The 11,810-nt window shown below is 65.6% G+C and carries 11 protein-coding genes and 1 pseudogene; 5 read left to right on the top strand and 7 right to left on the bottom strand.

Going from position 1 to position 11,810, the window contains the following annotated elements:
• Window positions 1-453 precede the first annotated feature (453 nt).
• Complete coding sequence (locus tag BEN49_RS04835; RefSeq protein WP_083325783.1) at window positions 454-1,281, top strand: S8 family peptidase; 828 nt, start codon at window positions 454-456, stop codon at window positions 1,279-1,281.
• Window positions 1,282-1,388: 107 nt separating this feature from the next.
• Window positions 1,389-3,092: an acetate--CoA ligase gene (locus BEN49_RS04830; RefSeq protein ID WP_070741533.1), complete on the top strand. Its 1,704-nt coding sequence runs from the start codon at window positions 1,389-1,391 to the stop codon at window positions 3,090-3,092.
• 60 nt (window positions 3,093-3,152) lie between these two features.
• Here BEN49_RS04830 and BEN49_RS31160 read toward each other — a convergent pair whose 3' ends face one another.
• Both BEN49_RS31160 and BEN49_RS04825 read right to left on the bottom strand, forming a co-directional pair.
• A complete protein-coding gene (locus tag BEN49_RS31160) occupies window positions 3,153-3,476 on the bottom strand; it encodes a hypothetical protein (protein ID WP_239691816.1) in 324 nt (107 codons plus the stop codon).
• Between the two features lie 114 nt (window positions 3,477-3,590).
• Window positions 3,591-4,558, bottom strand: a pseudogene (locus tag BEN49_RS04825) (aspartate ammonia-lyase); the annotation flags it as partial.
• A gap of 287 nt (window positions 4,559-4,845) precedes the next feature.
• Between BEN49_RS04825 and BEN49_RS04820 the strand changes: the two are divergent.
• Window positions 4,846-5,169: a hypothetical protein gene (locus BEN49_RS04820; RefSeq protein ID WP_070741530.1), complete on the top strand. Its 324-nt coding sequence runs from the start codon at window positions 4,846-4,848 to the stop codon at window positions 5,167-5,169.
• Window positions 5,170-5,410: 241 nt separating this feature from the next.
• Here BEN49_RS04820 and BEN49_RS04815 read toward each other — a convergent pair whose 3' ends face one another.
• The gene (locus tag BEN49_RS04815) at window positions 5,411-6,973 is read right to left on the bottom strand and encodes an NAD(P)/FAD-dependent oxidoreductase (protein ID WP_070741527.1); all 1,563 of its coding nucleotides are present in this window, start codon (window positions 6,971-6,973) and stop codon (window positions 5,411-5,413) included.
• Window positions 6,974-7,133: 160 nt separating this feature from the next.
• On the opposite strand from BEN49_RS04815, the gene BEN49_RS04810 reads away from it, so the two are divergent.
• Window positions 7,134-7,664, top strand: coding sequence for a DUF2911 domain-containing protein (locus BEN49_RS04810; RefSeq protein WP_070741524.1), 531 nt, complete (start codon window positions 7,134-7,136; stop codon window positions 7,662-7,664).
• A 95-nt stretch (window positions 7,665-7,759) separates the two neighbouring features.
• On the opposite strand, the gene BEN49_RS04805 is transcribed toward BEN49_RS04810, so the two are convergent.
• From BEN49_RS04805 to BEN49_RS04790, 4 genes are all read right to left on the bottom strand, one after another.
• On the bottom strand, window positions 7,760-8,188 hold the full coding sequence (locus tag BEN49_RS04805; protein ID WP_070741521.1) for a hypothetical protein: 429 nt from the start codon (window positions 8,186-8,188) through the stop codon (window positions 7,760-7,762).
• Window positions 8,189-8,524: 336 nt separating this feature from the next.
• Window positions 8,525-8,935 (bottom strand): hypothetical protein, encoded by a 411-nt coding sequence (locus tag BEN49_RS04800; RefSeq protein ID WP_070741518.1) that lies wholly within the window; start codon window positions 8,933-8,935, stop codon window positions 8,525-8,527.
• A gap of 158 nt (window positions 8,936-9,093) precedes the next feature.
• Complete coding sequence (locus tag BEN49_RS04795; RefSeq protein WP_070741515.1) at window positions 9,094-9,507, bottom strand: hypothetical protein; 414 nt, start codon at window positions 9,505-9,507, stop codon at window positions 9,094-9,096.
• Window positions 9,508-9,742: 235 nt separating this feature from the next.
• Complete coding sequence (locus BEN49_RS04790; RefSeq protein ID WP_070741512.1) at window positions 9,743-10,729, bottom strand: tryptophan 2,3-dioxygenase family protein; 987 nt, start codon at window positions 10,727-10,729, stop codon at window positions 9,743-9,745.
• A gap of 143 nt (window positions 10,730-10,872) precedes the next feature.
• Between BEN49_RS04790 and sdaAB the strand changes: the two genes are divergently transcribed.
• Window positions 10,873-11,553, top strand: a complete 681-nt coding sequence (sdaAB, locus tag BEN49_RS04785; protein ID WP_070741509.1) for an L-serine ammonia-lyase, iron-sulfur-dependent subunit beta — start codon at window positions 10,873-10,875, stop codon at window positions 11,551-11,553.
• Window positions 11,554-11,810: the final 257 nt, after the last annotated feature.

The following is an 11,810-nucleotide window of genomic DNA, read 5'->3' as shown; positions in this document are numbered from 1 at the left end:
CCCCGGCCTGGGCCCCCGCCCCGCCCGTCGACCAGCCAGCAACCTACGAGGTGGGCACCCGCCCCGACTACGGCAAAACCTTCGCCCAGGACCAGCTCATCGGGGCCGTGGCCATGCACGACGCCGGCTACAAGGGCGAGGGCATGCAGATTGCCGTCTTCGACGCCGGCTTTCCGGGGGCCAACGCGCCGGGGCCCCTCCAGCCACTCTTTGCCGAGCAGCGCGTGCTGGGCACCCGCAACTTTGTGGACGGCGGCCGGCAGGTGTACGTGCACAGCAGCCACGGCACCAGCTGCTTGTCGCTAATTGGCGGGGACCAGGCGGGCGTGTTCGTGGGCACGGCCCCCAAGGCCTCGTTTCACTTGTGCATCACCGAAGACGCCGGCTCGGAGCGGCCCGTGGAAGAGGCCAACTGGCTGGCCGCCGCCGAGTACGCCGATTCGGTGGGCGTCGATGTCATCAGCTCGTCGCTGGGCTACACGTCCTTCGATCCGCCCGCCGCGCCCCACACCTACGCCGACCTCGACGGGCGCACGGCCTTGGGTTCGCGGCGCTGCGGCGCTGGCCGCCCGGGCGGGCATGCTGGTGGTGAGCGCCGCCGGCAACGAGGGCGCCAACAACTGGCGCTACGTGGCCGTGCCGGCCGACGCCGACTCCATCATCTCGGTAGGGGCCGTCGATTCGCTGCGCCGCCACGCCAGCTTCAGCTCGTACGGGCCCACGGCCGACGGGCGCATCAAGCCCACGCTCTCGGCCATGGGCGTGGCCAGCGCCGTCGTCACGGCCAGCGGGGCCGTGGTGCGCGGCAACGGCACCTCCTACGCCTGCCCCGAGCTGGCCGGGCTGGCGGCGGGCCTCTGGCAGGCCCACCCGCGGCTCTCGGCCCAGCAAATCATCCTGGCCCTCACGCGCACGGCTTCGCAAAGCGGGGCCCCCGACAATGTGCTCGGCTACGGCATTCCCAATTTTGCGGCTGCCGATGCCTACGCCGCCACCCTGGTGCCGCCCGTGCCGCTGGGCCCCGTGCCCGCCCGCGTGCAGCTCTACCCCAACCCCACGCACACCGGCCAGCTCATCCTAGTGCTGCCCAAAGCCATGCAGGACCAGGCCCTGGAGGTGCGCATCATCGATGCGCGTGGGGCCGTAGTACGCCGCGTGGCCCTGGCGCCCGCCGGGGCCCAAGAGGTGGCCCTCGACGCCGGTACCCTGGCCAAGGGCACGTACATCTGCGAGGTGCGCGGCGGCGGCCAGCAGCAAACCGTGCGCTTCGTGCAGCAGTAAGCACCGATAAACAGGACGGGAATAGGACTAATTATTAGGAACATAGTCCAATATCGTGGACGCGGAGTGAGCCGTATTTTCGGCTAACATCACTTCCTGCCCGCTTTATGAGAGCTTATTTTCAGCATTTCCAGCGCCTGGCCCGGGCCGGCAACTACGCCGAGCTGGCCCAGCAGCCGGTGCCCAAGCCGGAGTTTTTTAACTGGACCGCCGAGATTTTTGAGGGCCTGCACGTAGCCGCCCACCCCGGCAAAGCCGCCCTGGTGCTGGTGGGCGACGACGCCGGGGCCCCGGCCCAGAGCTTCAGCTACGGCGAGCTGAGCGGCCGCGCCAACCGCCTGCTCAACTACTGGCGGGCCGAGGGCGTGGGCATCGGGCAGGCCGTGCTGCTCATGGTGCCGGTAGTGGCCGAGCTGTGGCTCACTTACCTGGCCGGCATCAAGGGCGGGCAGGTGCTGGTGCCGGTGGCCACCATCCTCACGGTGCCCGACTTGGTGTACCGCTTCGGCCACCTGCTGCCCGCGGTGGTGGTGGCCGACGCCGAAAACGCCGAAAAGATTGACCGCGCCGAGCAGGCGCTGGGCCAGCGCATCGGGCTAAAAATGCTGGTGGGCCCCGCCGGGCGGTCCGGCTGGGTGGGCTTCGGGGCCACCGACAACCGGCCCGCGGAAGCCGCCGCCGCCGCCACCCGCGCCGACGACCCGCTGTTTTTTTTCTTCACCTCGGGTACCACGGGCCTGCCCAAAGTGGTGGTGCACACCCACTTATCCTACCCGGTGGGCCACCTGAGTACCGCCGCCTGGATTGGCCTGCGGCCCGACGACGTGCACTGCAACGTGGCGCAGGCCGGCTGGGCCAAGTTTGCGTGGAGCAGCTTTTTCGCACCGCTCAACGTGGGGGCGGCGCTGCTGGTGCACCGGCCGGCCGGCAAGTTTGTGGCCGGGGCCCTGCTGCGGGTGCTGGCGCAGCACGGCGTCACCACGTTTTGCGCGCCGCCCACGGTGCTGCGCCTGCTCATTCTGGAAGACCTGGCGCAGCACGCCTTTCACTTCCGCGAGTGCGTGAGCGCCGGCGAGCCGCTCAACCCGGAGGTGATTGACGCCTGGCAGCGCGGTACCGGCGTGCTGCTGCGCGACGGCTACGGCCAAACCGAGAGCACCGCCATGGTGTACAACCTGCCCGGCAGTGCGGTGCGCCTGGGTTCGATGGGCCAGCCCTCGTTTATGTACGACGTGGTGGTGGCCGACGACGACGGGGCGGAGCTGCCGGCGCTGGCCGAGGGCCACATCGCCGTGCGCATGCACCCCGACCGGCCCAACGGCATTTTCAAGGAGTATTTTGGCGAGCCTGAGCGGGCGGCCACCGTGTTCCGCCACGGCCTGTACTACACCGGCGACAAGGCCTACCGCGACGCCGACGGCTACGTGTGGTTCGTGGGCCGCGACGACGACGTGATTAAGTCGAGCGACTACCGCGTGGGGCCCTTCGAGGTCGAGAGCGTCCTCATCGAGCACCCCGCCGTGGTGGAAGCCGCGGCCGTGGGCTCGCCGCACGCCATTAAGGGCCACGAAATCAAAGCGTTTCTGATTCTCCATCCCGGGGTGGCGGCCACGCCGGCCCTGGCGGCCGAGCTGTTTGCTTTTTGCCGCGAGCGCCTAGCGCCCTACAAAATGCCGCGCCTGCTGGAGTTCGTGCCCGAGCTGCCCAAAACCATCAGCGGTAAAATCCGCCGCGTCGAGCTGCGCGCCCAGGAAGCCCAGCACCGGCTGAGCGGGGCCCCCCGGGCAGAGGAATATTTCTATAACCGGTAGCCGCGGTGCGGGGTACTGCCGCGTCTGGGGCCCCGGCTACCTGGGGCCCACACGCGGGCCCTACTGCATGAACACGGGCCGGATCAGGTTCTCGAACGTGAAAATCTCGTCCCACTTGGCCTGGGTCAGCAATTGGCGCTCGGTCACGGCGATGTCGTGTACCGATTTGCCGGTGGCCAGGGCCTCTTTGGCGATGCTGGCGCTGGCCTCGTAGCCCAGCACGGGGTTGAGCTGCGTGACGATGCCGATGCTGTTGTGCACCAGGGCCGCGGCGTGGGCGGCGTTGGCCGTAATGCTCACCACGCACTTCTCGCGCAGCGTGTCACAGGCGTTGGTGAGGTAGGAAATGGAGGTGAACAGGGCGAAGGAAATGACCGGCTCCATCACGTTGAGCTGCAGTTGGCCCGCCTCGGCGGCCATCGTCACGGTGAGATCGGCGCCGATGACGTAGAACGCCGTTTGGTTCACCACCTCGGGCACCACCGGGTTCACCTTGCCCGGCATGATGCTGGAGCCGGGCTGCAAAGCCGGCAAATTAATCTCGTTGATGCCGCACCGGGGCCCCGACGAGAGCAGGCGCAAGTCGTTGCAGATCTTGCTGAGCTTCACCGCCGTGCGCTTGAGCAGCCCGAGAGCTGCACGTAGGCCCCCGTGTCGTAGGTGGCCTCGATGAGGTCGCCGGCCAGCAGCAAATCTAGGCCCGTGACGGCGCGCAGGTGCTGCGTGACGAGGCCCGCGTAGCCGGGCGGCGTGTTCACGCCGGTACCGATGGCGGTGGCCCCCATGTTGATTTCGCAGATGAGCCGGCGGCTGTCGTCGATGCGCAGCAGCTCCTCGCGCAGGTTGGTGGCAAAGGCGTGAAACTCGTCGCCCATGCTCATCGGCACGGCGTCTTGCAGCTGGGTGCGGCCCATTTTCAGCACGTTGCGAAACTCCGCGCCCTTGGCGGCGAAGGCTTCGGCCAGGGCCCCCAGCGCCTCGCGGTAGCCCACCAGCTTGTTGTTGAGGGCGATGCGGAAGGCGGTGGGGTAGGCGTCGTTGGTGCTCTGCGAGCAGTTCACGTGGTTGTTGGGGTGGCAGTATTGGTACTCGCCTTTGACGTGGCCCATGGCTTCCAGGGCCACGTTGGCAATCACCTCGTTGGCGTTCATGTTTACCGACGTGCCGGCCCCGCCCTGGATCATGTCGGTCAGGAACTGGTCGTCGAACGCGCCCGCCGCCACCCGGTCGCAGGCCGCCACAACGGCGTCGGCAATGGTGGGGTCGAGCACGCCCAGCTCCTTGTTGGCCAGGGCGGCCCCTTTTTTCACGAAGGCCAGCGCCTGCACAAACAGCGGTTCGGAGCGGATGGGGATGCCCGTGATGCGGAAGTTTTCCAGCGCCCGCAGCGTCTGGATGCCGTAGTACACGTCGTCGGAAAGGAGGCGTTCGCCCAGAAAATCGTGCTCGGTGCGGAAGGTGCTCATGCCAAAAGGGGAAGGGTGGGAGGAAGGGTAATTGGTAGCCTTCCTACGCAGAACCGTGCCCAGCCGCCCAATTTTCAGCCGAGCCGCCCACGCCATGCAGAGCGGTTGGGGCCCCGGGCCCCCAAAGGGGAGCGGCCAGGCCAGCTAGGATTTATTCAGCCAAAATAGTTAGCAAAATATTTATTAATTGCTAATATTATTATGAAAATAATCTGCTAATTTAGCGTCCCCGAGCACGAAACGCGGGGTAATCTGGTTAGCAAACCGTACTACTAATTCTGCGCATTATGCTGCAAATGATGATCACCAAGCGCATCGGGCGCCGCCAGTTCCACTTCACCGTGCAAGGCAGCAACTTCCACGAAACCGTGGCCGAGTACGACCGCCTGAGCTTCCCCGACGTCGCCGCCTGCGCCCTGTGCGGCTCCGACAACCTCGACCTGACGAGCCGCGTGGCCCAGGGCAAGTTCAAGTACACCTCGATAAAATGCCTGAGCTGCCGCGGCGACCTCACCTTTGGCAAGAACAAAGACGACGAGCAGAGCTACTTCCTGCGCAAAAAAGAAAGCGGCGAGCTGGACTGGCGCGCCTATGAAAAAGCCGAGAAATAGGGCTCCCCGGGGCCCGGCCGCGTCCGGCCAGGGCCCTGGAGGGCGTGAATGAGTAGCAAAAAAGGCCATCGTGCTGAGTTTATTGAAGCACCTCTCTTGCGTAACTCGACCTTACGGTTGAATTACTGCTGTGGGAAAGATGCTTCGACAAGCTCAACATGACGGCCTTTTTTGATGCAAACGACAGCTTTAGCCGGGACTTCTTATGCCCCCTGGGGCCCCTAGCATTACGACGCCGCGCTTACCATTGGGCGGCGATGGCCTCGGCCACCCGCTCGCCGTCCATGGCGGCGCTCACGATGCCGCCGGCGTAGCCCGCGCCCTCGCCGCACGGAAACAGGCCCTGCACCACCGGGTGTTGCAAGGTGTGCTGGTCGCGCGGGATGCGCACCGGCGCCGACGTTCGGCTTTCTACGCCCACGATTTGGGCGGCGTTGGTGGCGTAGCCCGGTATTTTGCGGCCGAAGCTGGTGAAGCCCTGGCGCAGGCGCTCGGCCAGCGGGGCCCCCAGCACGTCGTCCATCCGCACCGAAACCAGGCCGGGCTGGTACGAGGTTTCGAGCAGTTGGGCGGAGGGCTTGTTCTTCAGGAAGTCGCCCAGCAGCTGCGCCGGGGCCCGCTGGGTGCTGCCGGCGGCCTGGCAGGCGCGCTGCTCCAGGGCCTGCTGGAAGCGCAGGCCGGCCAGGGCCCCGTGCTGGGCCACGTCGAGGTCCTCCAGCTCCACGGCCGCCACGATGCCCGAGTTGGCGAAGCGCGAGTCGCGGCGGCTGGGGCTCATGCCGTTCACCACCACCTCGCCGGGGGCCGTGGCCGCGGGCACGATGAAGCCGCCCGGGCACATGCAAAACGAAAACACGCCCCGCTGGCGGCCCTGCACCTCGGTTTGCTGCACCAGGGCGTAGGAGGCGGCTGGCAGCAGCCCGCGCTCGGGGCGGCGGTACTGGGCGCGGTCAATCAGCTCCTGCGGGTGCTCCACGCGCACGCCCAGGGCAAACGGCTTGGCCTCGATGAGCACCCCGCGCCGGTGCAGCAGCTCGTAAATATCCCGCGCCGAGTGGCCGGTGGCCAGCACCGTGGCGTCGGCCGTCAGGGCCGCGCCGTCGGCCAGCACCACGCCGCGCAGCTGGTTGTTTTCCAGGATAAAATCCGTCACCCGGGCCCCGAAGCGCACCTCGCCGCCGGCCTCGGCAATGGCCTCGCGCAGGGCGCGCACCACGTCGGGCAGCTTGTTGGTGCCGATGTGGGGGTGGGCGTCGACCAAAATATCGGGCGTGGCGCCGTGCTGCACCAGGCGGCGCAGCACCCGGCCCACGTCGCCGCGCTTGGTGGCGCGGGTGTAAAGCTTGCCGTCGGAGTAGGTGCCCGCCCCGCCCTCGCCGAAGCAGTAGTTCGAGTCGGGGTCCACGGTCTGCTCCTTGTTGATGGCGGCCAGGTCGCGGCGGCGGGCGCGCACGTCCTTGCCGCGCTCCAGCACAATGGGCTTAAGGCCCAGCTCGATGCAGCGCAGGGCGGCAAATAGCCCCGCCGGCCCGGCCCCCACAATGAGCACCGTGCGGCGGGCCCCGGCCACGCTGGGGTACTGGAACCAGGGCCCGAACAGCTCGCGTGGCGGGGCCCCGCGGTACACCTCGGCCCGCAGGCGCACCAGCGGCTGCCGGCCCCGCGCGTCAATCGAGCGGCGCAGCAGGTGCACAAAGTCGGCCTCGCCGGGCCGCAGGCCAGCCTGGCGGAGGATGGCTTCGTAGCGGGCAAATTCGTCAAAGGCCACCTCGGGCGGCAGCAATATTTCCAGTTCTTGTTTCACGGAGCGGGGCGGAAGGTAGTTATCCTTCGAATGGGTGAATGCGGCCGCAAAGGTCGGCACCCGCGGCGGATTGTGGGGCCCCGGCCGCGCCCGGATGAAACCAATGGTTGGGCTTGTACCTTGTGGGCCTATTAATACCACCCACTTTTTTGTTCGTTTTATGCAAACCCGTTTTTTCGCGCCGGCCCTGGGGGCCCTGCTGTTCGTTGCGGCCGCCGCCCAGGCCCAGGATAAGATGCCGGAGGACAAGTCCAAGCGCCCCAGCCCGCCGGCCACCGCCACGGCGATGGTCAACGGCACCACCGTCACCATTGACTACAGCCGCCCCTCGCTGAAGGGCCGCAAGATTTTCGGTGAGCTGGAGCCCTACGGCAAAGTGTGGCGCACGGGGGCCAACGAGGCCACCACCTTCACAGTGGACAAGCCGGTGAAAATCAACGGCAAAGCGCTGCCCGCCGGTAAGTACGGCCTCTTCACCATTCCCACCGCCACCACCTGGACGGTCATCTTCAACAAAGTGCCCAACCAGTGGGGCGCCTTCAAGTACAAGGAATCCGACGACGCGCTGCGCGTAACGGTGCCGGCTAAGACGCTCGCTTCCCCGGTCGAGGTGTTCGACATCACCGTGGATAAAGCCGGTAAAGTGGCCATGAAGTGGGACATGACCGAGGTGGACTTCACTGTGAAGTAGGGCCCCAGTCGTTCTTTCTGACGCACAAAAAAAGCGCCGGCCCCCAATGGGTCGGCGCTTTTTTGCGTGGGGCCCCCAGCGGGCGTAGCGCGTGGTTACTGGGCGGTTATCGTGTCGGTCAGGAACTTGGTGCCGTCGGCGGTGCTCGTGAATTTTACCAGGTACTGGCCGGCCTGCTTGGCCGTGAAGTAATAGGACAGAACGCGGGGCGCGGCCGTTTCGCCGGTGCAGGCGCACTTGGCGTAGTAGCCCACGGGCCGCACAAACAGGGTGGTGCTGCCCGTGCCCGCCAGCGTTTCCTGGAACTGACGCAGCTCGATGCAACTGGGTGTGCCCAAATCGACGGTGGTTTTGATTTCGAGCGGCACGCCTACCTGGGCCGTGCCGGTGGTAGGGGCCGTCACCACGGCGGCAAAAAACTCATCCTCAGCGCACACGTCGTCGTTCTTTTTGCAGCCGGCCAGTTGCCCGCCCGCCGCCAGGGCGAGCAGGAATAGGGCCCCGTGGGTAATAGTTGTCTTCATAAAAAAGGAAAGGAAATAATAATTGGTAGGTGCGGTGCCGGTAGAAATTTGTGCCGCCGCAAGGATAAGTAATGCAAGGATAAGTAATAGGGGCCCCAGGCCGTATTCGCTCAGGCGAGCTGGTGGCTGGGGAAGGCTGGAAGCGTTCGTTGTTCAGCAAATAAAACGGTCAAGCGAATTAATTGATAATTGACCAACCCAGCAAAAAAATGGCAGCGGTTTAGGAGCGGATGGTCCGGCGATGCCCCGGAGTCATTGTTCTTTAATAAGCGTGGCCCGACGAATCCCTTCGGGTAATTCGATGGACAACCCCGTTGTAAGACTACTGCCAATAAATCACTGAGTAAGTAAGAAATCGCCGTAGCGCTGGTGCGTGTCTGCGTTGCTGAGCAGCACCCGTAGCGAGTCCGTTTTGTAGATAAAGGGCCCCGTGGGCAGGGTGGAATAATTGATTTGCTCGGTGCCGGTGGGGGCGAGCAGGCTCGTTTGGCCCTCGGCCACCAGCACGTACTGGGGCCCCGTGTAGCGCCGGATTTGGAACTGGTAGCGCACCTTCATCGTGTCGGGGTTGCGAAACCCGAGGGCTAACAGGTCTTGGGCGGGGCCGTATCGGGAGGGAATGATGAGGTGCAGGCGCGGCGTGGGGCTGTGCCACTCATTGCCGGCGTCGGCCCCCAAATCGGTTTTTGACTGCCCGCACCCGGCGAGCAGCGCCCCGCCAACGGCCAGGGCAAACGATACTTTCATCGGTTGTTTGAGAGAAATAATTAATTTGCAGCGGCGGCTTGGGGCCCCACCGCCCAGCCGGTAGTGGCACTGGGGCCCCTGTTCTTTAGTGGGAGTGGCCCGACGAAGCCCTTCGGGCAATTCGCCGGACCACCCCGTTTTAGCCCACTGCTTTTGAATTAATTAGTGAGTTGGAAATCCCCGTAAAATTCGTGGGTGTCCGAGTTGGTTAGCAACACGTGGATGGCATCCTTGCCGTAAACATACTGCCCGGTGGGCACGGTCGAATAATTAATTTGTTGGGTTTCGCCAGCTTTCAACAACCGCGTCTGGTCGTCGGCAATTTCTACGTAGGTGGGCCCGGTGTAGCGCCGCAGCTGAAACTGGTAGCGGGTTTTAACCGCGTCGGGGTTGCGGAAGATAACCGCAACGGAGTCCTGGGAGGGGCCGTATTTGGAGGGCACCACCAGTTGGAGCCGGTTGGAGGGGCTGGGGTACCAGGTGGGGTCTACGTTGTAAGGGTTGGTATCGGCTGCTTTTGAGCAGGCCGTGAGGGATAGTAAGCTAAGGGATAACGCAATGAGCGGTTTCATGAGGACGTTAAATAGGAGATGTGGGTGATGGGTAAGTACTCATATTAGTATACGAAGTGCCAACGCGTGAGCTACAAAATCCGTGCAAGCTTGCTGGCGGAAAGCACAGCCGTAGAAAAAAAGACCTTCAAAGTAGTAAATAAGGGCCGTGTGGCGCTGGCGGCCCGGTGGCTCGGCGGCCCGCGCCAGCAGCGGCCGGCCGGCCGCTGCTGGCGCCGGGTGGCTGGGGCAGCAGCTACGGCTTTTCTTCCGCCAGCACGGTTTCCACCCAGCCTTTGCCCCAGTCTTCCAGCTCCTGGGCGCTCCACAATTCGGGGTAGAAAATGCGGCGCTGGAACTTGGGGGGCAGGTAGTTGCGCCAGTTGGTTCCGCCCGTGGCGGCCACGTCGGTGGGGTCGCGCTGGAGGTAGCGCACCGCCGATTTGAAGTGCATCAGCGGCCAGTTCACGTTCACGCTCACGTCGAGCAGGCGCAGGGCCCGCACCAGGCGCGGGTGGCGCTGCTCGGCTTCGGGCAGGCGCTGCACCACGGCCCACACGTTGCGCTGCCGGTAGGCCTCGGCGTGGGCCACGAGCTGGGCCGCGTACTTGCGCTCGAACTCCACCAGCGTGAGGGCCTTGGCGCCGGTGGCCTCCACCGTGGCCCCGGCCTTCCAGTAAATGCAGCCGAAGAGCTGCTGGTGGTCGGGGCTCTGGCCCAGGGCCAGGCGCTGCTCCTCGTCGGTGAGGTGTTCGAGGGCCGTGCTGGCAATTTCAATCAGGCGGTACTGCACGCTCTGGAAGCCCGAGGCCGGCATCAGGGCCATGCGGAAGGCCAGGAACTGCTCCTTGTCCATGCCGTCCACCATCACGTCGAACGAGTCGATCAGGTTCTCGAAGTAGCGGTTGATGCGGCCCACGCGCAGCACCACCTCGCCCAGCGTGGGCGCGTCCAGGGCCCCCAGCTGCTCGTACTCGCAGAGGCAGAGCTTAAAGTACAGCTCCGTGATCTGGTGGTACATGATGAAGATGCGCTCGTCGGGCAGCTGCGTGAGCGGGCGCTGGAGCGAGAGCAGCGTGTCGAGCTCGATGTAGTCCCAGTAGTTGACGTAATCGGCGCGGTACAGGCCTTCGAGGTAGGCGGCCAGGTCCTGGCCGTCGGCGGCGTATTTCTCTTGCAGGCGGCGCAGCTGGGCCAGCACGGCGGGCGAGAATTCGGCGGGAGCAAGCGGTTCGGCGGGCATGGCAGGGGCGATGGGGGCCCCAAAAATACCGCGCGCCCGGCGGCTGGGCCCGCCCTGGCTGCATCCGTTGGGCGCTATATAGCCCCGGGGCCCCAAAGAACCCGGCGGCGGTCCGGCCGTTGGGCCCTACTTTTGGGGCAGTTATGGCAGAGAAATCCAGCATTTTCGACATGATCGGGCCGGTGATGATTGGGCCCAGCTCGTCGCACACAGCGGGCGTGGTGCGCATTGCGCGGGCCGCCATTCGCATCCTGGGGGCCGTGCCCACCGAGGCGGTCGTCACGTTCTACAACTCGTTTGCCCGCACCTACGAGGGCCACGGCTCCGACCGCGCCATTGTGGCCGGGCTGCTGGGCTACCCGACCGACGACGTGCGCATCCGCACGGCCTTCGACCACGCCGCCGAAGCCGGCCTGCACTACACGTTCCAGAGCGTGGGCAACGCCTCCACCATGCACCCCAACACCATCAAGCTCAACCTGCTCGACGGGGCCACCGGCCGCCGGGTGGAGGTGGTGGGCCAGAGCCGCGGGGGCGGCGTCATCCGCATCGTGGAGGTCGACGGCTTCCCGGCCGACTTCTCCGGGGCCCTGCACACGCTCATCGTCGACGCGCGCGACGAGCCGGGCTCCATTGCCTTTATTGCGTCGGTCATTGCGCACGACGAATGCAACATTGCCACCATGTTTGTGAGCCGCAAGGGCAAGCACGACGCCGCCCGCCAGTTCATCGAAATGGACAGCCCCGTGAAAGACCTGACCCTGGCCTACCTGCGGGCCCTGGGCTGGGTGCAGTACATTACCTACATTCCCACGCTGGAGTAGGGCCCCGGGGCCCCGGCCGGCGGGGCTGGCGCACGGGCCGCGTTGTGCATTGTTTTGCTCCGTAATGCGTCGGCCGCGGGGCGCGATAGATGCCGTGCCGGCGGCCTTTCCTTCTACCAACCTGTTTTCTGCCCGTCCCGTGATGAACCGTTTACAACTACGTGCGCAACTACGCGAGCGGGCCCGGCGCTGGCCCCGGCCTGCTGGCCCTGCTGGGCGTGGTGCTGGTCCCCGCGGGCCCCGCCCGCGCCCAGGCC

Source organism: Hymenobacter coccineus (genome assembly GCF_001816125.1).
GTDB classification, from domain to species: Bacteria; Bacteroidota; Bacteroidia; order Cytophagales; family Hymenobacteraceae; genus Hymenobacter; species Hymenobacter coccineus.
The sequence above is the reverse complement of the archived record's forward strand: the minus strand, read 5'-3'. Positions and strand labels throughout refer to the sequence as shown.